Raw genomic sequence first — 22,196 nt, forward strand, 5'->3', positions numbered from 1 at the left:
CGCGCCGGGCGCAGGCGGAAAGCCGCGCGCGGCGTGTGTCTCCACACACATCCGCGCCGGACGATTGTCGGTTCGGTTGATCATTCGGAAACGGTCGAGCCATAACTTCGCCACCGGTCGGGATCATTGCCCGGCCGATGGCGCGGGCGCGGTGGGGGCCGCAGGCGTCTGAGCCGAACCCTCTCGCGCGCGTCAGGCGCGCCTCACGGACGCTGCATGAACCCGGTCGAGGCTGAAGCCGGCAACGGACAGGCGGTCGCGGCGGCGCGGACCCGGGCCCATGCCCGGGCGTATCGCCACAGCGGACGCGTGCGCACCATGCGCCGCATGATTCCGGTGGTCGCCGGGGGCTCGGTGGCGCTGCTGCTGGCGTACCTGTTCAATCCTTTCGCGGCCCAGCTGCCGGGCGTCTCGGTCGGTCCGGTGACGCTGGCGGGCTCGAAGGTCCGCATGGAGAATCCGCGGCTCTCGGGCTTCCGCCAGGGAACGCGCGGCTACGAGGTGACGGCGGACGCCGCCCTGCAGGACGTCCGCAAGCCGAGCCAGATCGAGCTGCAGCAGATGCGCGGCCACATCGCCACCGACGATCAGGGCGGCATCGCCCGGCTCTCGGCGGTGTCGGGCCTGTTCGACACCGCCCGCGAGGCGCTCGATCTGAAGGACGACATCCGGATCTGGACCGACAAGGGCGAGGAGGTGCGCCTGCGCTCGGCCGCCGTGGCGTTCAAGACCGGCGCCATCAGCTCGCAGGAGCCTGTCACCGTTTCGAGCCCGCGGGCCACCGTGAAGGCCGACACCCTCGACGTCGTCGAGAACGGTAAGCGGATCTCCTTCGTGGGCAAGGTCCAGGTGGTGATCCTCAACGAGGATCAGGCCGAGAAGCCGCAGGCCCGCATCCTGACGTCGGACGCCCAAGCCGCGGACGGTGCGCGATGAGCGCCGCCCGCCTCGTCTGGGCCGCCCTGGCGGCGGGGCTGGTTCTCGCCGGCCCGGCTTTCGCCGAGAAGTCCGCGCGGAAAGATTCGCCCTTCGGGAATATCGGGGGCGGAGGCAAGGACCCGATCAAGATCGACGCCGACCGGCTCGACGTGTTCGACCGGGAGAACAAGGCGATCTTCGCCGGCAACGTCGTGGCCGTGCAGGGCGACAGCACCATCCGGTGCTCGACCATGACGGTCACCTACAAGCGCGGCAAGGACGCGCCCGGCAAGGCTGCTAAGGGCGAGGCGAAGGAGGAGGGGGCCGAAGCGGCGCCCCGGAATCCCGCCGAGAACGGGATCCAGAAGGTCGATTGCGCCGGTCCGGTGACGGTGGTGCAGAAGGATCAGGTCGCCACCGGCGACCATGCGGTGTTCGATCAGGACGCCAAGCGGATCGTGCTGACCGGCAATGTCGTCCTGAGCCAGTGCCAGAACGTCACCCGCGGCCAGCGGCTCGTCTACGACATGAACACCGGGCGCGCGAACATGGACCCGGTGGCGGGCGGCCGCGTCTCGGCCCTGTTCGTGCCCGGCGAGAAGTCCGACGCCAAGGACGGCAAGGCGAAGGGCTGCACGCAGCCGCCGCCCAGGCCGAAGGCGCAGGTCGATTGAGCGGCGCCGTGGCGTTCCAGGCTGGCCCGCAGGACCCGGCGGGCCGAACGAGCTGGCTCGGCCGCCTGTTCGGCCGGCGCGCGCGGCAGCCGGACGCGGCCGAGGCCGAGGGCTGGTCCGCGGCCGAGGCGGGCGGCCTCGGCATCCTCAGCGTGAGCGGCCTGCGTAAGAGCTACGGCGCCCGCACGGTGGTCCACGAGGCCGGGCTCACCGTCCGCACCGGCGAGGCCGTGGGACTGCTGGGCCCGAACGGCGCCGGCAAGACCACGATCTTCTACATGATCACCGGGCTGGTGGCGGCCGATCGCGGCCACATCACCCTGGACGGCCTGCCGATCACGCACCTGCCCATGTACCAGCGGGCGCGGCTCGGGATCGGCTATCTGCCGCAGGAGGCCTCGATCTTCCGCGGGCTCACCGTCGAGGACAACATCCGCGCGGTGCTGGAGGTGGCCGAGCCCGACCGCAAGGCGCGCGCCCGCAAGCTCGATTCCCTGCTGGAGGAGTTCGACATCGCGCGCCTGCGCAAGTCGCCCTCGATCGCGCTCTCGGGCGGCGAGCGGCGACGCTGCGAGATCGCCCGGGCGCTCGCCTCCTCGCCGACCTTCATGCTGTTGGACGAGCCCTTCGCGGGCATCGACCCGATCGCGGTGGGCGACATCCAGGATCTGGTGAAGCACCTGAAGCAGCGCGGCATCGGCGTGCTGATCACCGACCACAACGTCCGCGAGACGCTGGGCCTGATCGACCGGGCCTACATCGCCCATTCCGGCCGCATCCTCACCGAGGGCACGCCGGAGGAGATCGTGGCGAACCCCGATGCGCGGCGCCTGTATCTCGGCGAGGATTTCAGGCTTTAGGCCGGACTTCGCCATTAACAGGGGAGCGAAGACGGGGCGGAGGCGGCCGCGCCTCACCCCTTCCAGTTCTTGAGCGCCGCGAACGGGCTGTCGGAACCCGCGGGCTTCTCCGGGTTCAGCACCGGCTCCACCTGCGCGATGGCGTCCGCCATCGAGAAGGCCGAGCCGCTCTGGAGCCGGCCGCCCGCCGCGTCGCGGTGGCCGCCGCCGCGGAACAGCCGGGCGCCGTCGAGCGCCGTGCCGTCGTTGGAGCGGAACGACAGCGTGCCCATCCGCTGGACGTTGACGACGCGCTTGGCGCGGCCCGCATCCATGATCAGGTCGGAGACCCGCTGGAAGGTGCCCGAATCGAGGGCGAAGGATAGGAGGGTGCCGTCCTTCAGCGGGCGGAACAGGGCGTCCGAGCGGGCGAGCGCCCGGGCGAGGCGCATGCGCGTGGTCAGCGTCGGATCGTCGTCGGGCGCCTCGCGCAGCAGGGCGTCGACCACGCCGGTGCGGATCTCCGAGGCGCGCCGCTCGAGTTCGGCCGGGTTGGCGCCGTCCCGCAGGGACGCGGCGGCCGCGAGCAGTATGTCGGACACGAACCGGTCGTGCCAGGGATGACCGACCGGCACGTAGCTCGACACGACTTCCCAGAACAACTCGTCCAGGGCGAGCCCGCCGCGGAAGGCCGGGCTCTCCTTGCGCCAGAGGTCGACGGCATCGACCGCGGAGAGCAGGCTCGACAGGTCGGTCGCGGGTTCGTGCGTGGCGAACAGGGCCCGGTGTTCGAAGGTCATCCGCGTGGCGCAGATGTCGTCCTCGATCAGCACGGCGATCTCGGGATCGCCCAGATCGATCCGGTGGAGCGCCGGGCGCGCTGCATCGGCGGTCGCCTCCAGGCCCAGCCGGCGCATCTGGTCGAGGGACGAGGCGTGGTGGTCGAGGACCACGAGGCGGTGCTTCTGCCCGTCCTCCCGGCGCCGGTTCATCGCGGCGAACTTCCTCAGGCCCGCGATGGTCTGCTCCTCCAGGCCGAGATCCGTCATCAGCAGGATCTCGCGCTCCGCCGCGCGGCCGAGACGCTTGATCTCGTCCTCGAAGACCGGGCCGACATCGCTGTAGCGGGGCACGTGGACGACGCGCTCGACCGTGGCGCAGGCGGCGGCGACCGTGGAGGCGCCGTAGCCGTCGAGGTCGTGGTGGGTGATCTGGATCAGGCGCAACGGTCCGGACTCGAAGGATGACGGAGCGGCCGGTCTACGACGCCCGGCGCCGCGAGGCGAGGGGTAGCGGACCTTCCGTCCGGCCGCGTTCGGTGCAGAATGGTGCCGGGCCGCCACGAGTCGCACAGGACCGGCCGGCCACGGAGACCCTCAACGGGCCCGCCATTCCGGGAGGATACGATGGCCTTGGCCGCAACGCCGCGCGTGCGCCGCATCCAGACGATCTCGCTTGCCCTTCTCGTGACGGCGGGCGTCGTCAACTACGTCGACCGCGCCACCCTGGCGGTGGCCAACCCGCTGATCCGGGAGGATCTCGGCCTCTCGATCCCCGAGATGGGCTTGCTGCTCTCGGCCTTCCTCTGGGCCTACGCCTTCGCACAGCTGCCGGCCGGTGTGCTCGCCGACCGGTTCGGACCGCGCCTGACGCTGACGCTCGGCCTGACCTGCTGGTCGTTCGGCCAGATGCTCGGCGGCGCGGTGACGTCGTTCTGGCAGTTCGTGAGCGCGCGGATCGTGCTCGGCATCGGCGAGGCGCCGCATTTCCCGACCTGCGCCCGGGTCTCCCGCGACTGGTTCAACATCCGCCAGCGCGGTACCGCCACGGGGATCTGGAACTGCGCCTCCTCGCTCGGGACCTTCCTGGCCCTGCCGCTGCTGACCTTCCTCATGGTGAGCTTCGGCTGGCGGGCGATGTTCGTGATCATGGGGGCGGTCGGCCTCGTGCTCGCCGCGATCGTCTACGTGGTCTTCCGCAACCCGCGCGAGACCGACCTGACGCCGGGGGAGCGCGCCTTCCTGGAAGAGGGCGATGCCCCGAATGCCAGCCGCCCGGTCACCTGGAGCGCGTGGCGCCGGCTCTTCGGGTTCCGAACCAGCTGGGGGATGATCGTCGGCTATTTCGGCTGCATCTACATGACGTGGCTCTACACCGCGTGGCTGCCGAGCTACCTCGAGATCGAGCGGCACTTCACCCTGCAGAAGACTGGCCTCGTCGGCTCGATCCCCTTCGCCTTCGGCGTGCTGGGCGGGATCCTGGGCGGCCGCGTGGTCGACATGCTGGTCCGCCGGGGCGTCGACCCGATCCGCAGCCGCAAGATCCCGATGGTCGGATCCCTGGTGGCGACCGCCGCCTGCACGGTCGTGGCGGCCCTGACGCCGAGCGACACCCTCGCCATCGCCTGCATCTCGGCCTCGCTTTTCCTCGTCTACGTGAGTTCGTCGTCGGCCTGGGCGATGGCCTCTGTGGCGGCGCCGGCCAGCTGCACGGCGTCGCTCGGCGCGATGCAGAATTTCGGCGGCTATATCGGCGGCGCCCTGGCGCCGACCGTGACGGGCTTCATCGTCGGCGGCACGGGCCATTTCTCGATGGCCTTCATCACCGGGGCGGTGATCGCCCTGGTGGCGGCGCTCGGCTACTGGACGCTGATCAGGGATCCCATCGCCGACGAGGCGCCGGAGGGTCCGGTGGTCGGTCAATTGAGGGCCGCGCGATGAGCAGGCGGACGGTCTCCGCTGGCGTCACCCCCGCAGGTTCGGGGCAGCCAGGATCAGGTCCCGGAGATGCGTGCGGGCCGTGAAGCTGCCGCGCATCAGGTCCACGAAGGTGGCGGCCGGTCCGTCCCAGTCGTGGCGCGCGGCATGGGCCCGGGCGGCGGTCGCGTCGAAGGGCAGCCGCCCCTCGATCGCCGCGCCCATCAGCTCGGCGAGCCGATCCACCCGGTCGGGGGCGTCGGGGTCGAAGTAGCTCGCCGCGCTGCCGCCGGCCTCCGGGATGGCCGTCAGGCTCGAGGCGATGACCGGCGTCCCCCGGGCGAGGCTGTCGAGGACCGGGATGCCCCAGCCCTCGCCGCGGCTCGGGAAGACCAGGGCGGCGGCCCGGGCGTAGAGGTCGGAGAGCCCCCGGTCGTCGATGCCGGCGATGTGCACCGCGTCCGGCGTCCGGGCGAGGCGGTCCAGGGTCTCGGGCCGCTCGCCGTCACCCTTGCCCACCACGATGAGCCGCGCCGCGCCCTCCGGCAGCCGCGCGAAGGCATCGAGGACGAGACCGAGATTCTTCCTCGGCTCCAGCCGGCCGACCATGAGCAGGTACGGCCGCCCGTCCGCAAGCGGGGTCCGCTCCGAGACCGCCTGCGGCGGGGTCGAGCCGCAGCGCACCTCGGCGATGCGGTGGCGTTCGATGCCGTAGACCTTGGCGATGGAGTCGCGGCTGTAGTCGGAGATGGTCAGAACCAGCTTGGCGCGCCGGGCCGAGAGCCGAGTCAGGATCTTGTTCCGCCAGCGCATCGACCAGGGAAAGAATTCGGGATGGGTCTCGAACAGGATGTCGTGGACCACCACCACCTGCCGGTCGCCCGGCACCAGCGGCGGGGCGATGTAGGTGGTGAGCAGCGTGTCCAGGCGATCCCGCAGGAACAGCCACGGCCAGACCAGGGTCAGCCGCACGGTCGCGGGGACCCGCGGCAGCCGCCGGTGCTCGATGTTGTCCCCCGAGACGATGCGGGCGCAGGCCTCCGGATCGCCCGAATAGACCACGTAGGTGGCGTCGGGGTGCTGGGCGGCGGCCCGGCCGATGATGTTCACGAGCCAGGTCCGGCTGCCCTGCGGCTTGCCGGTGAGCACATGCGCGTCGACGCCGATGCGAAGCATATCAAGGGCTCCTGTAGGCGCCGAAGGTCGGGGCCTCCCCGGGGGCGTAGGCCCGGCCGGCGATGTCGCGGGTGGCGCCGAGCGGGATGCCGACGCGGGCGGGGGCGGCGGTCAGGGCGAGGCCGCCGGTCATCGGGCTTGCAGGATCGCGGAAGGCGGGCGTGCCGGTGAGGTCGGGCCCCTGGCCGTTGAGCGGCAGGCTCGTCCCGTCGCCGGTGGCCTGATTGCCCCAGCGGTAGAGCGGGGCGCCGACGGCGCTGCCGAGGAAGTTCGGGCCGATCGCGTTGTTGTTGTCGGTGGTGGTCGCCTCGACCACGATCGCGGCCACGTTCGGCCGGGTCGCGTAGGCGATGTTGTTGAGCACCCGGTTGTTCGACGTGCGGTCGACCTGCTTGGTATAGTCGGAGGCGAGTACGATCTCGCCGCGATAGACGTGCTTGCCGCCGGAATCGCGCATGTTGCCGGTGGTCGTATTGTTCACCACCGTGTTGGAGCTGGCGTCGAACAGGTTGATCCCGGCGCCGTCATTGTCGGCCGCGACGTTGAACGCGACGATGTTCTCGTCGCACCACTGGTCGATCTGGATGCCGTTGCCGTCCTGGCCGGTGGTCTCCTTCTGGCCGGTGACGATGTTGTACCGGATGGTGTTGCGGTCGCCCGCGTCCTGGGCGGCGTCCTTGGCGTAGACGTGGATGCCAGAGGTGCCCGACATCCCGACGCCGTTGCCCGAGACCCGGTTGCCCTCCACCACGTAGCCGGAGCCGTTGATCTCCATCCCGTGGATGCCGTTGCCGGTCACGGTGTTGTCGAGGATGTAGCTCGGGTCCTCGGGGGGCGCGTTGATGACGTCGACGGCGACGCCGTGGGTCTGGTTGTCGGAGAGGGTGTTGCCGGTGATCCGGTGCCCGGCGCCCGCGCCGTCGCCGATCCAGATGCCGAGGCCGGACCGGGACACGGTCGAGCCCGCGACCGTCACGTGGCTCGACCCCCGGCGGATGATGAAGCCGGAATTCACCGCGCCCTGCACGGTCAGGCCGGTGACCGTCACGTAGGCGGCGTTCTCGAACACCACCGAGTTGGACAGGCGCGGTTGCGTGCCGGTTTCGGCCGCCACCGTGACCGGCGCGGCCTCGGTCCCGCGGGATCCGATGAAGACGACGTCGCCATAGCTGCCCCCGCGGACCAGCACGGTCGAGCCGGGGCCGAGGGTGGCGAAGGACACGTCGGCGAGGCGCGCCACCGTGGTGTAGCCGGGCTTCGTGCCGCCGGCGGGATCGACCAGGATGTTCTGCTGCACCTGCGCGCCGGCCGGGCCGCAGGCGGCCAGGACCGGCAGGACCAGCGCCGCGAGGGCGCTGCCGAGGATCGTGCGGGGCTGTCTCATGCCGCGAGCGCCCGGGCGATGGCGAGCCGCTTGCGCCGCTGGAACAGCCGGCGCCACACGCTGCGGCCGGCCTCCGGGCTGATCCGCGTCAGCGCGCGGGCCGCCATCTCCCAGCCGGGCAGCAGGGCCTGCGGCATCGCGAGGTCGGCAACCCGGTGGCGTGCCGCCGCGCCGAGCGGCGGCGGCCCGACCAGGCCGAGCCGGCCGAGATCCGCGACGAGGTCCGGGCGCTTGCGGTACCACAGCACCAGGGCTGCGCCCTCGCGCTCTGCGATGCGCAGATAGGCCGCCTCGTCCAGGAGGTGATGGTGATAGCCGAGCGCCTCGGGGGCGTAGAACAGGCGCATGCCGCGCCGGGCTAGCCGCTCGCCGAGCTCGATATCCTCGTGCCAGAACAGCTTCGGGTCGAAGCCCCCGGCCTCCTCCAGGAAGCCCCGGTCGACGCTGACGTTGCAGGTCAGGAACGCGTCCCAGCCGACCTCGTCGCGGCCCGCGAGCGCATCGTAGGAGGCGTCGTGGTGAAGCGCCGAGAACGGCGAGAACGGCAGGGCCGGGTCGATGGTCATGCGCCCGAGGATCGAGGTCCTCCGTCCCCCCCGCCGCGCATGGGCGCGTCGGTGCGCCTCGACGAGGCCCGGCACCGGGATGGTGTCGTCGTTGACGATCAGGAGGCGCTCGCCCCGGGCCGCCGCAATGGCGCGGTTGCGGGCGGCGTTGGCGCCGGCATTCTCCTGGCGCAGATGGACCACCGGGATCCGGGCCGCGGCGACGGCGCGGTCGATGACCGCTCCGGTGCCGTCCGTCGAGCCGTCGTCGCAGACCACGATCTCGAAGGGCGCGTCCGTCTCCTGCCGATCGAAGGCCCAGAGGCACAGGCGCAGCGTGTCGGCGCGGTTGTAGGTCGGGATGATGACCGAGAGCACGGGATCATCGCTCATGACGAGGCTTCCGGAAGCGGGAGGGGGAGGGGATCGGTCGGGGGGCGGCGCAGGCACAGCCACCCGACCAGGGCGGCCGAGACGGCCGCGACGGCGGGGACCGTCCCGGGCGCCAGCGCGGCGGGGCCGGCCGCCCAGGCGAGGGCGGTGAGGAGGCCCGGCGCAGCCAGGATCGGGATGTCCGCCAGCGCCAGGGGCGGTCCGGCCTGCCGCCAGAAGGCATGGGCCAGCACGAGGAGCATCGCGGCCTCCGCGAGCAGCGCCGCGAGGGCCGCGCCGAGCAGGGAGTTCCAGGGGATCAGCAGCGTGCAGGCGATGAGGTTGGTGGCGCAGGCCGCCGCGCTCCCGCGCACCGCGAAGCCGGTCCGCCCCAGCGGCACGAGGCCCGCGAACAGGATCGTGGCCGCGATCAGCAGGACGCTCATCCCGGTGGCGATGCGCAGCACCGGGACGGCGCCGGGGAAGTCCGGCCCGAAGGCGAGGCGCACGAGCGGCTCCGCGAGGGCGCAGGCCGCCACCGCTCCCGCGCAGGAGGCGGCCAGGATCGGGACCAGCGCGGTGCGAACCCGGGTCCGCAGCGCTGCCGTCCCGGTCCGCGGCCGTCCGTCCACCAGGGGGCCGACGGCCCGTCCGAAGACCGGCACGAGCGGCGCACACAGGGTGATCGCCACCGCGGCCCCGAGCTCGAAGAACCGGAAGCCGGCCGTGAACTGGCCGAGCTCGGCCGCGCCCGCGAAGGCGGCCAGCATCATGAGGCTGATCCGGCCGTTGAGCGAACCGAGGGCATTCGCGACGCCCACGCCCGCCGCGGCCCGGATGGTCGCCAGGGCCTGCGGCAGGGGAGCGAGGCGGGCGGGCACGAGGCGCAGCGCGAGCGCCAGTCCCACGGCGCCGTAGGCGATGCCGGCGCCGACCGCCGCAAGGCTCAGGGCCGCCTCCGGAAGCTGCAACCGGAGCGCGAGCGCGGTCCCGCCGATCAGGATGACGGCGTTGGCGAGCGCCGGCCAGACGGACCAGCCGGGCCGCCCGCAGACCTGGAACAGGGCGTCGAGGAAGCGGGCGGCCGCGAGGGGCATCAGCAGGGCGGCCAGCGCCAGCGCGGGCTGGATGGCGTCCGGCAGCATCGGCAGAATGCAGAGCAGCGCCGCGCCGGTCCCGAGACCGAGGACGAGCCGCGCCGACAGCATTCGGCCGAACTCGGCCGCCCGCATCTCGGGTTCGATCGCACCGAGGCGCGCCCCGAAGGTCAGGGTCGTGCCGAAATCCGCCGCGATCAGCGCCACCGCCAGGATCGCCAGGGCGAGGCCGTAGCGACCGAGGGCCGCCGGCCCGGCCATGTGCCCGACCATCACGAAGGCTGCGAGGCCTGCCGCAAGGTAGACGCCGCGACCGGCAGCCTGCCCGAGCAGATTCGCACCATAACGGAGCCCGCCGGCCCGTCCGCGCCCCGACAATCGGTTTACCAAGCGGATCATCTCTCGGTGACGTCTGACTGAAAACTGCGACCTACGATTGCATCGTGGCAGGCTGCGTATGGCTTGCAACCGGTGTCTCAATTTATGGTTGCAGAGTTATCGCGTTGGCAAAACCGGAGGACTGCGTATGTCCGAGACAGCCGCTGGGTCGGACCTGTGTCTCTCGCGCCGATCAGAAGCGGAGCCGGGACGGCGCCTCCGATGGGGGGAGGTGCGGGCCGCCCTGGCCGCCGATCGGGATCATTGGCGCCGCCGCGGTTGTGGGCCGGCGGCCTTTCGCCGGGGCTACCACGCGATCTGGCTCTACCGCCTGTCCCGCTATGCCCATGAGCGCGGCTGGCGGATGGCGGCGTGGCTGCTGTGGCTCGTGAACGGCTGGTGGACCGGCGCCGACATCCCGCCCTCCAGCCGGATCGCCGGCGGCCTGTTCCTGCCGCAGCCCTATGGGACCGTGATCGCCGGCGCCGTGGGCCGCGACGCCGCCTTCGGCATCCAGGCCTCCATCGGCGGCCTGCTGAAGGAGCCGGACCAGGATATCGGCGGCGGCCCGGGCCTTCCGGTGCTGGGCGACGACGTGATGCTGGAGGCGGGCGCCATCGTCCTCGGCGCCGTGCATGTCGGGGACCGCGCCCGGATCGGGCCGCGGACCATCACCCTGAAGTCCGTCGAGGCCGACGAGGAAGTCATGCCGCAACCCTGGCGCCCGCTCCCCGGCCGGAACGTCGCGCCATGAGGAACGCGATGTCGGACCATGGCACCCTGTCGGGGATGCGGCACCTCCTGGCGGCCGACTTCGCCCGCATCCTGCACCAGACCACGGGGGGGAAGCCGACCGCCCGGCTCCGGCGCCTGATGCACCTCCTGCTTCCGGCCATGCAGGTGGCGATCCTGCATCGAACCGCGCATCTGCTGCACGGCAGGGGCTGGCGCCGCTCGGCCGCCCTCGTGGCGGACCTGTCGCTGCGTCTCACGGGGGCCAGCCTGCATCCGGGCTCGCGCGTGGGGCCGGGCCTGTTCGTGCCGCATCCGGCGCGGGTCGCCTTCTGCGCGACGGCCGGGGCCGACCTGACGCTGCTGCCCGGGACATTGGTCGGACCGCGGGACTGGGTCCTTCCGGACCAGCCGTTTCCCGCCGACGGGCCTGATCTCGGGGACGGCGCGATCGTCGGCGCGCACGCCGCCATCCAGGGATCGGTCGCCATCGGCGCGGGCGCGACGGTCGGCATCGCGGTCTGCAGTCTTCGGGATGTGCCGGCGGGCACCGTGACGATGATCGCCCAGCGGCAGGTTCGCGGTCCGCGGCGACCCCAGGGGACGATTCATGGGCGCTAGACCCGGCCGCACAGGGATGTGGCGCCTGTCACGCGCGCCCGTGCTCCCCGCGGACCGCCCGCAGCGCGCCGCGGCCGGCTCGTGCGGGCGCGATCTGGCGGCGCAGGACGCGCTCGTAGGCGTCGAAGATGACGCGCCACGTGAAGGCCTCGGCGTGCCGGCGACGGGAGGCGGCGCCCATGACGTCGAGGCGGCCCGGCCCGGCCCGCACCAGGCTCAGGATGCCCCGCCGCAACTCGGTCTCGTCGCCGAAATAGAGCGCCTGCGGCCCTGCCACCCACCGGTTGAACGGATTGTCGTGGGCGAGGATCGGCGAGCCCGCCCCCAGGGCTTCGACCAGCGAGGGGTTCGTCCCGCCCACCGTGTGGCCGTGGATGTGGAAGCGGGCGTGAAAGCGGAGCGCGGCCACGCGCTCGGCCTCGTAGATCGCGCCGGCGAAGATCACGTCCGGTCCGCCCGCCGCCCGGACGGCGCGGTGATACGGGTCGGACTCCGCGAGCTTGCCCAGCACGAGCAGCGGCAGGCCCGGGCGCACCTCGCTCCAGGCCCGGACGACCTGGAGCACGAGGTTCTCCGGCACCACCCGGGCGATCAGCAGTCCGTAATCGCGGGGGCGCAGGCCGAACTTCGCCAGCGGCTCGGTCGAGGCTTCCAGAACCGGGTCGGCGCCATACGCGATGGTGGTGATCCGGGCGGCCGAGGTCCCGCGGGCGAGGTGCTTGGCGATCTCCGGGTGGTCCGCCACGAGGTGTGTCGAGAACAGGCTGCCGAGGCGCTCGTTCAGCCAGAACCAGGCCTTGGCGGGCTTCGACCAGCGGTCGCGCTTCCACTCGATGCCGTCCATGTTCATGACGCTGCGCTTGGCCGTCAGCCGGTAGAGCAGCGAGAACGCCGCGGTGTTGTAGCCGAGCACGAGGGGCAGGGCCGGCCGGAAGGCCGCCCGCAGGGTGCATTTCAGGTCGAACACGATCGTCGAGACGGCACCGTCGCCCCGGACCGCGACCGGGATCAGCAGGATCCCACGCCACACCGTCGGCGGGGCCGGCTCGCGCACCTGGCAGTAGACCTCGACCCGCCAGCCCCGGGCCACGAGTTCGAGCGCGAGCCGCTCCGCCAGGGTCTCGAACCCCCCATGCGCCGCCGGCACCCCGCGTGTGCCGAGGATCGCCACCGCCGGGCGCCCGCCCGGCTCCCCCGCCTTCACATGCGCCGTGGGCGCGACACGTTCAGAGGAGTCTGAGGCATGGTCACGGTCGAACAGCGTCTGTTCCGGGAGATGGGAGCCGGAGGCTACTCCCGGCACGACCACCGGATGGAGTACATCGTGCGCGTCAACGCGCTGCTCCGCCCGGACATGCGGGTGATGGAGTTCGGCGCGGGACGCGGCAAGTGGAGCGATGATCCGGTCCCATTGCGCCGGCACCTCGGCGACTTCCGCGGGCGCTGCGCCCACGTGGTCGCCTGCGACGTCGACGAGGCGGTTCTCGGCAACAAGTCGGCCGACGAGGTCCGGCTGATCGGTCACGACGGGATGCTGCCATTCCCGGACGGGAGCTTCGACCTGATCTCGGCCTTCTCGGTCCTCGAACACATCGAGCATCCCGAGCCCACCGCGGCGGAACTCGGCCGGGTTCTCGCCCCGGGCGGCTGGCTCTGCGCCTGGACGCCCAACCGCTGGGGCTATGTCGGGATCGGGGCACGGCTCATCCCGAAGCGGCTGCACGCCCGGGTGCTGCGCCTCGTCGAGCCGCGGCGGGTCGAGATCGACTCGTTCGTGCCGCTCTACACGATGAACACGGAGGCGGCGCGGAAGCGGCTTTTCCCAACTGATCGGTTCGAGCACTTCACCTACAGTTTCGACGGGCAGCCGTTCTATCATGGCGAGAACATCGTCCTGGGCAAGTTCTGGGAGCTACTGTTCCGGCTCACGCCGGGCCCGTTCAAGGGCTACCACATGGTGTTCATTCGTAAGCGACCGTGAGAGACGGTCCGGTCAGAGGCGAAGACTGCGCAGATGGCTGGCAAATCTGCGCATGTCCTCGGCCTTTCGGGCGAGGTCCGGCTGCCCGCGCAGCCGGGCCGCGAATCCGTAGGCCAGGGCGCGCAGGGTGAAGCCGAGCCGCAGCGGGGCCGAGAAGAAGGCCGGGGACGAGAGGCGCCGGCCGGCGTTGCGCAGGCTGTAGATGGTCGCCAGCCCGTCGAGCCAGCGGGGTGAGCGGGTGCCTCCCGAGCCCCCTTGGAGATGGAGAACGGCAATCCCCGGAAGGTAGGCGACGCGCCAGCCGGCATCGCGCAGGCGGCATCCCCAATCCACGTCCTCGCCGTAGAGGAACATCGGGCTGTGCAGACCGCCGATGGCGGCGATCGCCGACCGGCGCAGGAGCAGGCAGGCGCCGCAGATCCAGTCCACGTCGAGGGCTCCGGTGCCGCGGGCCTGCCGGCTGGCGAGATAGAGGCCACGCCGGCCGAGGCGGCCCGACAGGCCGGCGGCGTGCACCAGGATCGAGAGCGGGCGCGGCTCGTAGCCGGCATCGCCGACCTGATGCGTCCCGTCCGGAAAGGTCAGCCGCGGGCCGACGGCGCCGACGTCCGGATGCGCGTCGAGATGGGCCAGAAGACCGGTCAGGGCCTCCGGGTCGCGCAGGAACGCGTCGGGGTTGAGGAGCAGGATCGCCTCGCCGCGCGCGTGCTCCAGGGCGACGGCGTTGCCACCCGCGAAGCCGTGGTTGGTGCGCTCGGCGATCACCCGAACCCAGGGGAAAGCCTTCGCGACGCGCTCCGGCGTGCCGTCGGTCGAGGCGTTGTCGACGAGGATCACCTCGTAGGGGCGGTCGATCCGGCTCAAGGCCAGCAGTTCCAGGCAAGTCGCGATGTCCCGACCGGCGTTGTAGGTGACGATCAGGACGCTGAGGCTGACGGCGCTCATGATCGGTCTCCACGTGTGAAGGGGGTATGGCCGGTCCTGGACGCGGGCGCTCCCGGGGCGCTGGCGAGGGGGGACGCGATTCCTCTCCGTTGGACGGGGAGGGCGCGTGTCGCGCCTGTCGATTCTGGCGGCCCGACCGGCCGGCGCGCCTGAACGGCCCTTTGCCGCTGGGCGGCACGCACCCCGGCGATCAGTCCGAGGCCGGTGTAGAGCAACTCGGCGATGCCGAGATTCAGGCGGAAGCCCGGATCGACCAGGCCGTGCAGCAGGTGCGCGATCAGGCCCACCGCGCAGGCCGCCGCGATCGCCGCGAGGGGATCGCCCACCGGCGCGCGGCGGGCCGCGCGGAACCCCCGGAAGATCCCGATCCCGAAGACCAGCGCGAAGGCCGCGTAGCCGACGATCCCGACCTCGGTGAGGATCAGGATGTGCAGGTTGTGCACCACGTGGTTCGACCGGTCGAAGAGCCCGGCGAGCCGGGACAGGCCGGTCTTGTCGAGGACCGCGAACTGATTGCCGAAGTTGTTCAGGCCGACGCCGAAGACCGGAAACAGCTCGAAGAGGGCGAGGGCCGCCGCGTTCAGCGGGCCGCGCTGGGCGGCCGAGCCGCCATCGTCGGCGGTGAGCCGCTCCCAGATCAGCGGACCGGCATAGAGGGCCGCGACGCTGCCGACGATTGCCAGAAGACCGAAGACGATCAGACTCGCCCGGGAGAACAGACGGTCCCGATAAACCAGCAGGATCAGGAGCGCGGCGGAGACCGGGAAGGTGAGCCAGGATGCGCGCGACAGGGTCAGTACCACCCCGACCAGTGCCGACGCGGCGCCCGCTGCCCCGACGAGGCGGAGGATCAGCGGGCCGCGGGAGAGGGCCAGCGCCAGGGCGAGGGGCCAGACGAACTCGTAATAATAGCCCAGGATGTTCGGGTGGACCTTCAGGCCACCGGCGCGGCGTTGCGCCGAGAAGTTGATGTTCTCCTCGACGATCTGTTCCTCGCCCAGCACCGAGAGGCCGAGTTCCGAGCCCGAGACGTATTGCAGCCCCGCCACCGCGGTCTGGACGAGGCAGAGGGCGCAGATCGCCAGCGCCAGGGTCCGGATGTCGGATTCCGACAGGTTCGAGACCGCGACCGAGACCAGGAGCAGGCCGACGAAGCGCCACGTGTCGAACCAGAGATAGGCCGGGTCGGTGGCGTTGGTGAGCGACAGCAGGCCCGCGATCAGGAAGCCGACCTGCGTCAGGACCAGGGGGCGGTCGAGCCGCAGGCCGGGCGCATTCTCCCAGAGGCCCGTGAGCTTGGCGGTGATCAGCGCCACGGCCACGAGAAGGGCGACGCTCACCGTCAGGCCGGCCCCGCCGCCGATGCTCGGCAGGTACTGCCCGACGGCCTCGAAATGCTGGAAGAAGCTCACGTCGAGCTTGACCGTCAGCCCGACCGCGAGGGCCACGAGGAGGACCGGCGTCAGGCGATAGAGCCGCCCGACGATCAGGGCGCCGACGCCGCCGAATGCCGCCGCCAACCCGACGACGGCGAACTTCAGGGGCGCCGCGCTCAGTGCGACCGCGCCAGCCGCCGCAGCGAACCCGATTCCCGCGATGGGCAGGGCCCGCAGCGTGCGAGTGTGCGCCGCGCTCACCCGAGCCACCGGTAGAGCCATTTCGGGATCGGTCTGCGGGTGCGATTGAGGACCACGCCCAGCGGGGCACCCCCGGCGGCCCTCAGGTCGGCCAGGGCCTGCTGGGCCACGGCTCGGCGGGTGCGCTCGGCGCCGATCACCACGATGAAGCCGTCCACGAAGGGTGAGAGCGCCGCGGCGTCGCCGATCTCGGTGATCGGCTCGCAATCCACGAGGGCGAGATCGAAGCGCTCGTCGACCAGCGCCAGGAAATCCTCGACGCGACCGTCGTCCAAGGTCGCCTTCCGGATCGCCGCCGGGGTTCCCGCGGGCACGACGCTGAGGCCGTCGGCGACCGCGTGGACGCCGCGGCTCGGCGCTACCGACCCGGCGACGATGTCGGCGAAGCCCGGCCGTCCGATCAGTCCGTAAGCCTCGGCGAGGGACGGGCGGGACCAGTTGGCTTCGATCAGCACGGCGCTGCGGCCGCGCCGGGCGTAGGCGCCGGCGAGTTCGCGGGCGAGCGTGCTCACGCCCTCGCCGGTCTGGACCGCGGTGATACCGACCCGGCGCACGCGCGCCTCGTTCCGGGTGAGCTGGACGAGCGCCGGTTCGAGGATCGCCGGATCGATGCGGGGGGCGGCTGCGGCGGCGATCATCCGGCGGTTCCTGTCTGCAGCGGTACCGCGGCCAGCACGGGCACCCGCAGCGAGCGGGCGACCTCCGACGCGCTGCGGTAGGTCTGGGCCAGGATCTCCGCGAGGGCGACGTAGGCCAGCGCGGCGAGCAGACCGAGAACGGCCGCGAGGCCGAGGATCAGCGGCCGGTTCGGGCCGGAGGGCAGCCGCGGCGGCACGGCGCGCGCCACCAGGGCCGAGGAGGTGACGGCCTGCGCGTCGAGGCCGGTGCCGGTCTTCAGCGCATCGATCCGCTTCTGCGTCTCGGAGATCTCGTCGGTGAGCAGGCCCTTCTGCTGGGTCAGCCGGCCATAGGCCAGCGCCGCGTCGCTCTGGCCGATGGCGGCCTTGCGGCGCGTCTGCTCAATCGCCGTGATGCTCTGGATCTTCTCGGCCAGCACGGCGAGCTTCGCCGTGTCGGCGGCGAGGAGCGACTGATACTTCTGCCGCGCCAGGGCGGCGAGATCGCGGTCGAGGCTCACGTATTCGGGCGCGGTCGGCCGGAACCGGACCGCGAGTTCGGCACGCTTCGTCTTCAGGTCCGCCCAGCGCTGGTCGAAAGCGGTCACCGTCGGGTCGGCGTCGGAGGGCGTCGGCTGCCAGCGGTCGGGTCCGGCCTCGCGGGTGCGCTTGAGACGGGTCTCGACCACCTCGCGCTCGATCTGCGCCGCCGATTTCTGCTTGGCGAGATCGGCCAGCGTGCCGAGGTCGTTCTGCTGCTCGATCTCGAAGCTCGCGGTGTTGTTGCCCTTGAGGTAGGTCGCGAGCTGCGCGTCGATGGCGGCGAGGTCGGCCCGGGCGCGTTCCAGCTTGCTCTGGTAGAACGAGGCCGGTGTCTCGTCGGCGTAGACCTCCACGTGCCGGCGCTTGTAGGCGTCGAGCAGCCGGTTGAGCGCCTGCGCGGCGAAGTGCGGATCCGTCCAGGTGAAGCCGGTCACGATCACGTCCGTCTCCTTGACGAACGCCACCTTGAAGGCCGCGAGATAGGCCTCGTAGAGCTTCTCGTCCGGCGTGAGGTGTCGCAGCAGGCCCACCGCCTCGAAGGGCACCCGCACCGTCTCGACGATCCAGGTCTTGACCGCCTTGGCGCTGCGCAGGACCTGGCGCCCCTGGTAGATGAACCAGTCGATCCAGTCCGCGGGGGGCGGGCCCGGATCGCCGGTGGGCGTCATCTGCTTCAGCGCCGCGAACTCGTCGCGCACGATGCTGGGGTCGCGCAGGATCTCGATCTCGTTGTTCACGTTCTGCGCGCGCTCGGAGAACATGTAGTTCTGGTTGGCGCCGCCCTGGAGCGGGGCGCCCGCCTTCTCGCGTCCGAGACGGATGATCAGCTTGGCGTCCGCCGTGTATTCGGCCGGGGTCAGCAGGAGGTAGATCCCGGCGCCGACGATGGCCGCGACCAGGATCAGCAGGGCCGGCCGGATGTGCCGGAACAGGGCCGCGAGGGCGTCGCGGAGGTCGAAGGCCGGGCCTTCGCCCGCGTCGGCGGCGGTCAGGTCGGTCTGGCTCACGTGCCGGACCTCACGGTGGCGGTGTTGGAGGTGCTGGCGGACGGCCCGGTGATGTAGTTCACGCCGAAGCCGGTCCCGTTGAAGAGCAGGATCTGGCGCACCACGAGATCCACCGCGCGGGCGGTCTTCGCGAGCAGCGACGGCGGCACGTAGACGGTGGCGTTGGGCGGCACGACGATCGAGTCCGCGAGCCCCGGCTGGCTGATATCGACGATGCGGACGCTGCCGGCCGCCTCCGCGTCGAAGCGGATGATGCGCACGGCCTCGCCGGCGGCCGTCGGCAGGACGCCGCCGGCCGAGCCCAGGACCTGTGCCAGGGTCCGCGGCCCCTGAAGGCTGACCGGGCCCGGGGCGCGCACCTCGCCGAACACCATGGTGTTGGCCGGGACGAGGCTCGCGAGCCGCACGCTGGTCGTGACCGAGGCGAGCTGGTGCTTGTAGGCGGCGTTCAGGCTGCCGGCGACCTCGTGCACGGTCCGGCCCGCCGCCTGGACGGCTGGCACCATCGGCAGGTTGATCTTGCCGTCCGGCTCGATCGCCAGGACCTTCACGCGGCCCATATCGGCCCGCTGGGTGAGGTCGCGGAAATCGTCCGTCACGGTGCGGAACCGGCGCAGCATCACCGTGACGACGGGGTCGATCAGCACGTCGTCGTAGGTGCTTTTGATCAGCGCGGCCGCGGCTTCCGGCGACAGCCCCGCGACCTTGATGCCGTTCTTGCCGGGCAGCGAGATCCGGCCGTCCGGCCGGACGATCACGGTCCGATTGTACTCCGGATGGGTGCGGAAATCGACGTCGAACTCGTCGTTCGGATTCAGCCGGTAGGTCGGCTGGACGACGCTGGAATCGATCAGGAACGAGACTTCGACATTGTCGCCGACATTGAGCCGGTAGTTCGCCAGCCCGAGGCGCATGGTGCGTCCGACCTCCTCCTGCGCCGCGGCGACCAACGCGGGCGGCAGGCCCTCCGAGATGGTGCCGGTTTGGGTAACGTCGGTTCCCGCGCGCGTCGCGCTCTGCGGACGGCTCGACATGCAGCCCGCGAGCAGCGGGGCGCAGCCGAGCAGCGCAACGGCGACCCCCAGGACGCCGGCCGGGCGACGGGCGTGCCGGGACGGCGCGCCGCGGAATCCAGACAGGGAAAACGCCATCGACCTCAGCCGCATCCTGCTCGACTGCGCTCGCTCGAAGACAACCCATGATCGAGCCGCGCACCGCGATACAATCGCAAAGCTTGGTTAACGAGGCTTGAACCCGGCTTTTCCCAATTCTATCAGAGGTTGTAAATCGCAAGCCGTGGCAAACTGCGGAGGCGGATTCCCGCCCGTGTGGGACGTCGGGCTCGCCTGCGGGCGCGACCTTCGAGAGAGCGCGAGTTGAAGAGGCCCGGCGTTCGAGCTGCTGGACGAGTCGGTCCCGTCGAGATCCCGACACCTCAGACTTCCGTACTCTCGATCGAAAGCTGTATACATCCGGACGCTTGCTCGGATTTAACGACGTGATTTATAGTTCGCTGGTGAAAGCCGGTCCGAGCTGCGGGTCGAAACTCTGCGGCGCGGTGCCGGACGGCATTGTTCGTTGCGAGGAGGGCGTGCCGCATGGCGGGCGTGAGGCCGGATCTCTTCGCTCGCCTGCGCGACGACCTTGAGACAGGGTTCCGGGAAGATCTCGAGGAGGCGGTCGTCGATCCTGCGCGCTGGCCTGATCTGGCCGAGCGCACCGTACGGGCGTCCGGCAGCGAGGGAGCCCTGCTCCTCCGGTCCGATCGAAGAAGCCTTGAATCGCTCTGCACCGCCTCGCTCGCCGACGCATCGCGCCGCTACTTCGACGAAGGCTGGCACCGCGACGACCACCGCCTGCGCGGAATTCCGTTCATGCGGACGCGCGGGATCGCGGTCGATCAGGACTTCACCACCCCTGAGGAAGTCGCACGCCTGCCCTTCTACCAGGATCTGCTCGCCTCCCGCGGACTGCGCTGGTTCGCCGGCATCGGCTTCGCAGTGAAGGGCCGTCTCTGGTGCCTGTCCCTGCAGCGGACGGTGGAGCAGGGGCCGTACGAGGCACACGAGCAACGGCGCCTCGCCACCCTGTCGCCGCTTCTGCAGCGCGCGGCTCTGCTGACGTCGATGGTGGAGCAGGCCCGCCTGGCGGGGCTGACGCAGGCCTTCGAGCTGATCGACCGGCCCGCCCTGATCCTCGATTTCGAGGGGCGCGCGCTCCGCTGGAACGACGCCTTCGGCGCGCTCCTCGGTCGCGACCTGAAGCTCACGGGCGGTCGCCTCACTGCGGACAATCCAGAGGCAACCCGGCAGCTGGAAGCCCTGGCGCGGCCCTTCGGCCGCCCGCCCATCTCCTCCGTGGTGGTGCCGCGACAGGACGCGCCGCCCATCGTGATCCACGTCGTGCCGTTGGTCGGACCGACCCGCGGCCTGTTCGGGGGAGCGAGCACGCTCCTCCTCTGCAGCGTTCCCGGGACCATGACGGTGCCGACCTCCACCATTCTCCAGGCGGTCTATCGGCTGACTCCCGCGGAGGCACGTCTCGCCCTGGCCTTGTCGACTGGCACCTCGCTCGCGGAGAGCGCAGCGCGGTTTGCGATCACTGCGGCAACCGCCCGCTCGCAGCTGAAGGCGATTTTCGCCAAGACCGGCGCGACACGCCAGTCCGACCTCGTGCGACTGGTGGCGAGTCTCGCGCGCTGACCGCGCCCATCGCGGTGAACCGGAACAGGCGCGTCCCGGTCCCGGCCCCCAATGGAACGGGTCGGACCGCGCAGCCGTTTCCGGTCGACTGCAAGGAGACATGTCGATGACGAACCGGATCGCCTTCGCTTCTGCCCTGGCCATCGCGGCCCTGCTCACCGGCGCGCCGGCCGAGGCAAAGGGCTGCCTCAAGGGTGCCGTGGTCGGTGGCGTTGCCGGACATATGGCGGGCCACGGCAAGATGGGCGCTGCCGCTGGCTGCGCCATCGGTCACCACAACGCCAACAAGAAGGCCAAGCAGGGCTAGCCTGTCTGCACGCGATGCCGTCGTAGGCGACGGGATCGCGTAGCGACGACGCTGATTCGACAAGTGTCTATTGCCGAGGCCGGATTCTCCCTGAGAATCCGGCCTCTTCGCATTCTTGAACCTCACCCGGTCGCACCGAGTCGATGCCGGCTGCGCGGGCGTCCTCGGGGCCAGACCAGATCCTGGCTGCAACCTCCGCGGGTACAGCCGGAATCTCGAAACACCGCCGCTCAGCCGTTCGTCGCAGCGGCTGCCCCGTTCGCCTTCGGCCACCACCAGCTTGCGTGGCCCGACGCAAGCTCCGCGCAAGCCTGCCCGTTGACCGTTCTTTCGAGCTATTCTAATTAAGAACTGTCGGGGGAACGATCACGAAACGGTTCCACCACCCCCCAGTCAGCCGATGGAGAGACCCGATGGCCGGTACCGCGAACGCCGCTTGCGAGAGCTGCCGCTTCTTCGACGATCACAAGCTCAACGGCGCCCAGGCAAAGGGTGACGAAGGCCTCTGCCGCTTCAATCCGCCGGTCAGCCAGCCCGCCCCGGAGTCGAAGGGCCTCTGGCCGGTCGTCGCCTCCAAGGACTGGTGCGGCCACTTCACTGCCGAGATGTCCGCCGCCGAGTAATCCACCGGCTCTCCGAGCCTGCGGGATCAGTCGCCAGGCGACCATCCCGCCGCAGCGTCACGGTTGCCCGCCTGCGGTGGCCGTGCCCCCCGAGATAGCTCCGTGCCATTGCCGGCGCTTGGCGGCTTCGCTTAACGGGCCGCCGTGACAGACGTGATACGTTCGACCACCGGGGCCGATCGTTCTGCCATCGCCGCGATCTACGGTGACGCCGTCACTGCGAGCACGGCCAGCGTCGAGACGGAGCCGCCGACGCTCTCGGAATAGAGGCGCCGCTACGACGTCCTGCGCGGAGGCGGCTATCCCCGCGTCGTGGCCGATTGAGCCGACACGGTTGCGGGCTATGCCGATGCCGGTCCCTAGCGCCGGCGCGTCGCCTGCGCTCGACCCGCGAGGATTTGA

At 71.1% G+C, this 22,196-nt stretch carries 21 protein-coding genes; 10 read left to right on the plus strand and 11 right to left on the minus strand.

What is annotated here, in order from left to right:
• The first annotated feature begins 216 nt into the window (after window positions 1–216).
• From lptC to lptB, 3 genes are read left to right on the plus strand one after another with little or no spacing between them, the layout of a single operon-like run.
• Window positions 217–936: an LPS export ABC transporter periplasmic protein LptC gene (gene lptC / locus MCBMB27_RS23285; protein ID WP_075381378.1), complete on the plus strand. Its 720-nt coding sequence runs from the start codon at window positions 217–219 to the stop codon at window positions 934–936.
• Window positions 933–1,592 carry an LptA/OstA family protein gene (locus MCBMB27_RS23290; RefSeq protein ID WP_075381379.1) on the plus strand — a complete coding sequence of 220 codons (660 nt, stop codon included), beginning with the start codon at window positions 933–935 and terminating at the stop codon, window positions 1,590–1,592. Before lptC ends, MCBMB27_RS23290 begins: the two co-directional genes overlap by 4 nt.
• Window positions 1,593–1,600: 8 nt before the next feature.
• Window positions 1,601–2,452 (plus strand): LPS export ABC transporter ATP-binding protein, encoded by an 852-nt coding sequence (gene lptB / locus MCBMB27_RS23295; protein WP_374701317.1) that lies wholly within the window; start codon window positions 1,601–1,603, stop codon window positions 2,450–2,452.
• A 53-nt stretch (window positions 2,453–2,505) separates the two neighbouring features.
• Here the strand turns inward: lptB and MCBMB27_RS23300 are convergent, their stop codons facing one another.
• On the minus strand, window positions 2,506–3,657 hold the full coding sequence (locus MCBMB27_RS23300) for a dimethylmenaquinone methyltransferase (protein ID WP_043386967.1): 1,152 nt from the start codon (window positions 3,655–3,657) through the stop codon (window positions 2,506–2,508).
• A 180-nt stretch (window positions 3,658–3,837) separates the two neighbouring features.
• Between MCBMB27_RS23300 and MCBMB27_RS23305 the strand changes: the two genes are divergently transcribed.
• On the plus strand, window positions 3,838–5,151 hold the full coding sequence (locus tag MCBMB27_RS23305; RefSeq protein WP_075381380.1) for an MFS transporter: 1,314 nt from the start codon (window positions 3,838–3,840) through the stop codon (window positions 5,149–5,151).
• A gap of 24 nt (window positions 5,152–5,175) precedes the next feature.
• Here the strand turns inward: MCBMB27_RS23305 and MCBMB27_RS23310 are convergent, their stop codons facing one another.
• Genes MCBMB27_RS23310 through MCBMB27_RS23325 form a run of 4 tightly spaced genes read right to left on the minus strand, consistent with a single transcriptional unit; the run spans window position 5,176 to window position 10,100 of the window.
• Window positions 5,176–6,303, minus strand: a complete 1,128-nt coding sequence (locus MCBMB27_RS23310) for a glycosyltransferase family 4 protein (protein ID WP_043760383.1) — start codon at window positions 6,301–6,303, stop codon at window positions 5,176–5,178.
• Between the two features lies 1 nt (window position 6,304).
• On the minus strand, window positions 6,305–7,687 hold the full coding sequence (locus MCBMB27_RS23315; protein ID WP_075381381.1) for a right-handed parallel beta-helix repeat-containing protein: 1,383 nt from the start codon (window positions 7,685–7,687) through the stop codon (window positions 6,305–6,307).
• Entirely contained in the window at window positions 7,684–8,625 is a 942-nt protein-coding gene (locus MCBMB27_RS23320; RefSeq protein ID WP_075381382.1) for a glycosyltransferase family 2 protein, read from the minus strand. Before MCBMB27_RS23320 ends, MCBMB27_RS23315 begins: the two co-directional genes overlap by 4 nt.
• Entirely contained in the window at window positions 8,622–10,100 is a 1,479-nt protein-coding gene (locus tag MCBMB27_RS23325; RefSeq protein WP_043386982.1) for a lipopolysaccharide biosynthesis protein, read from the minus strand. The genes MCBMB27_RS23320 and MCBMB27_RS23325 overlap by 4 nt, the downstream gene beginning before the upstream one ends.
• A gap of 211 nt (window positions 10,101–10,311) precedes the next feature.
• Here MCBMB27_RS23325 and MCBMB27_RS23330 point away from each other — a divergent pair, with 211 nt between their 5' ends.
• Window positions 10,312–10,833 (plus strand): serine O-acetyltransferase, encoded by a 522-nt coding sequence (locus tag MCBMB27_RS23330; RefSeq protein ID WP_236952795.1) that lies wholly within the window; start codon window positions 10,312–10,314, stop codon window positions 10,831–10,833.
• Window positions 10,830–11,432, plus strand: a complete 603-nt coding sequence (locus tag MCBMB27_RS23335) for a serine acetyltransferase (RefSeq protein ID WP_236952796.1) — start codon at window positions 10,830–10,832, stop codon at window positions 11,430–11,432. The genes MCBMB27_RS23330 and MCBMB27_RS23335 overlap by 4 nt, the downstream gene beginning before the upstream one ends.
• Window positions 11,433–11,460: 28 nt before the next feature.
• Here MCBMB27_RS23335 and MCBMB27_RS23340 read toward each other — a convergent pair whose 3' ends face one another.
• Entirely contained in the window at window positions 11,461–12,603 is a 1,143-nt protein-coding gene (locus tag MCBMB27_RS23340) for a DUF1972 domain-containing protein (protein WP_043354830.1), read from the minus strand.
• Window positions 12,604–12,675: 72 nt separating this feature from the next.
• On the opposite strand from MCBMB27_RS23340, the gene MCBMB27_RS23345 reads away from it, so the two are divergent.
• Window positions 12,676–13,413: a class I SAM-dependent methyltransferase gene (locus MCBMB27_RS23345; RefSeq protein WP_043354823.1), complete on the plus strand. Its 738-nt coding sequence runs from the start codon at window positions 12,676–12,678 to the stop codon at window positions 13,411–13,413.
• 12 nt (window positions 13,414–13,425) lie between these two features.
• Here MCBMB27_RS23345 and MCBMB27_RS23350 read toward each other — a convergent pair whose 3' ends face one another.
• From MCBMB27_RS23350 to MCBMB27_RS23370, 5 genes are read right to left on the minus strand one after another with little or no spacing between them, the layout of a single operon-like run.
• Entirely contained in the window at window positions 13,426–14,358 is a 933-nt protein-coding gene (locus MCBMB27_RS23350; protein ID WP_075381385.1) for a glycosyltransferase family 2 protein, read from the minus strand.
• Window positions 14,355–15,995, minus strand: coding sequence for an O-antigen ligase family protein (locus tag MCBMB27_RS23355; RefSeq protein ID WP_236952797.1), 1,641 nt, complete (start codon window positions 15,993–15,995; stop codon window positions 14,355–14,357). The genes MCBMB27_RS23350 and MCBMB27_RS23355 overlap by 4 nt, the downstream gene beginning before the upstream one ends.
• Window positions 15,992–16,633 carry a CpsD/CapB family tyrosine-protein kinase gene (locus tag MCBMB27_RS23360; protein ID WP_043386986.1) on the minus strand — a complete coding sequence of 214 codons (642 nt, stop codon included), beginning with the start codon at window positions 16,631–16,633 and terminating at the stop codon, window positions 15,992–15,994. The genes MCBMB27_RS23355 and MCBMB27_RS23360 overlap by 4 nt, the downstream gene beginning before the upstream one ends.
• Window positions 16,630–18,162 carry a GumC family protein gene (locus MCBMB27_RS23365; protein WP_075381386.1) on the minus strand — a complete coding sequence of 511 codons (1,533 nt, stop codon included), beginning with the start codon at window positions 18,160–18,162 and terminating at the stop codon, window positions 16,630–16,632. The genes MCBMB27_RS23360 and MCBMB27_RS23365 overlap by 4 nt, the downstream gene beginning before the upstream one ends.
• Window positions 18,159–19,313 (minus strand): polysaccharide biosynthesis/export family protein, encoded by a 1,155-nt coding sequence (locus tag MCBMB27_RS23370; RefSeq protein ID WP_043349351.1) that lies wholly within the window; start codon window positions 19,311–19,313, stop codon window positions 18,159–18,161. Before MCBMB27_RS23370 ends, MCBMB27_RS23365 begins: the two co-directional genes overlap by 4 nt.
• A gap of 447 nt (window positions 19,314–19,760) precedes the next feature.
• Here MCBMB27_RS23370 and MCBMB27_RS23375 point away from each other — a divergent pair, with 447 nt between their 5' ends.
• The 3 genes from MCBMB27_RS23375 (at window position 19,761) to MCBMB27_RS23385 (ending at window position 21,794) form a co-directional block, all read left to right on the plus strand.
• Window positions 19,761–20,864 carry a helix-turn-helix transcriptional regulator gene (locus tag MCBMB27_RS23375; protein WP_043349349.1) on the plus strand — a complete coding sequence of 368 codons (1,104 nt, stop codon included), beginning with the start codon at window positions 19,761–19,763 and terminating at the stop codon, window positions 20,862–20,864.
• 106 nt (window positions 20,865–20,970) lie between these two features.
• On the plus strand, window positions 20,971–21,171 hold the full coding sequence (locus tag MCBMB27_RS23380; RefSeq protein WP_043349362.1) for a glycine zipper 2TM domain containing protein: 201 nt from the start codon (window positions 20,971–20,973) through the stop codon (window positions 21,169–21,171).
• Window positions 21,172–21,584: 413 nt separating this feature from the next.
• Complete coding sequence (locus tag MCBMB27_RS23385) at window positions 21,585–21,794, plus strand: hypothetical protein (protein ID WP_043386991.1); 210 nt, start codon at window positions 21,585–21,587, stop codon at window positions 21,792–21,794.
• Window positions 21,795–22,196 lie beyond the last annotated feature (402 nt).

The sequence above is a fragment of the Methylobacterium phyllosphaerae genome (assembly GCF_001936175.1).
Taxonomy (GTDB): domain Bacteria; phylum Pseudomonadota; class Alphaproteobacteria; order Rhizobiales; family Beijerinckiaceae; genus Methylobacterium; species Methylobacterium fujisawaense.

What these genes read in the sequence shown, in the direction of transcription:
- MCBMB27_RS23325 (WP_043386982.1), bottom strand. Translation starts at nt 10,100, where the DNA reads ATGATCCGCTTGGTAAACCGATTGTCGGGGCGCGGACGGGCCGGCGGG.
- MCBMB27_RS23290 (WP_075381379.1), top strand. Translation starts at nt 933, where the DNA reads ATGAGCGCCGCCCGCCTCGTCTGGGCCGCCCTGGCGGCGGGGCTGGTT.
- lptC (WP_075381378.1), top strand. Translation starts at nt 217, where the DNA reads ATGAACCCGGTCGAGGCTGAAGCCGGCAACGGACAGGCGGTCGCGGCG.
- MCBMB27_RS23315 (WP_075381381.1), bottom strand. Translation starts at nt 7,687, where the DNA reads ATGAGACAGCCCCGCACGATCCTCGGCAGCGCCCTCGCGGCGCTGGTC.
- MCBMB27_RS23380 (WP_043349362.1), top strand. Translation starts at nt 20,971, where the DNA reads ATGACGAACCGGATCGCCTTCGCTTCTGCCCTGGCCATCGCGGCCCTG.
- MCBMB27_RS23350 (WP_075381385.1), bottom strand. Translation starts at nt 14,358, where the DNA reads ATGAGCGCCGTCAGCCTCAGCGTCCTGATCGTCACCTACAACGCCGGT.
- MCBMB27_RS23385 (WP_043386991.1), top strand. Translation starts at nt 21,585, where the DNA reads ATGGCCGGTACCGCGAACGCCGCTTGCGAGAGCTGCCGCTTCTTCGAC.
- MCBMB27_RS23370 (WP_043349351.1), bottom strand. Translation starts at nt 19,313, where the DNA reads ATGGCGTTTTCCCTGTCTGGATTCCGCGGCGCGCCGTCCCGGCACGCC.
- MCBMB27_RS23345 (WP_043354823.1), top strand. Translation starts at nt 12,676, where the DNA reads ATGGTCACGGTCGAACAGCGTCTGTTCCGGGAGATGGGAGCCGGAGGC.
- MCBMB27_RS23335 (WP_236952796.1), top strand. Translation starts at nt 10,830, where the DNA reads ATGAGGAACGCGATGTCGGACCATGGCACCCTGTCGGGGATGCGGCAC.
- MCBMB27_RS23310 (WP_043760383.1), bottom strand. Translation starts at nt 6,303, where the DNA reads ATGCTTCGCATCGGCGTCGACGCGCATGTGCTCACCGGCAAGCCGCAG.
- MCBMB27_RS23320 (WP_075381382.1), bottom strand. Translation starts at nt 8,625, where the DNA reads ATGAGCGATGATCCCGTGCTCTCGGTCATCATCCCGACCTACAACCGC.
- MCBMB27_RS23375 (WP_043349349.1), top strand. Translation starts at nt 19,761, where the DNA reads ATGGCGGGCGTGAGGCCGGATCTCTTCGCTCGCCTGCGCGACGACCTT.
- MCBMB27_RS23305 (WP_075381380.1), top strand. Translation starts at nt 3,838, where the DNA reads ATGGCCTTGGCCGCAACGCCGCGCGTGCGCCGCATCCAGACGATCTCG.
- MCBMB27_RS23360 (WP_043386986.1), bottom strand. Translation starts at nt 16,633, where the DNA reads ATGATCGCCGCCGCAGCCGCCCCCCGCATCGATCCGGCGATCCTCGAA.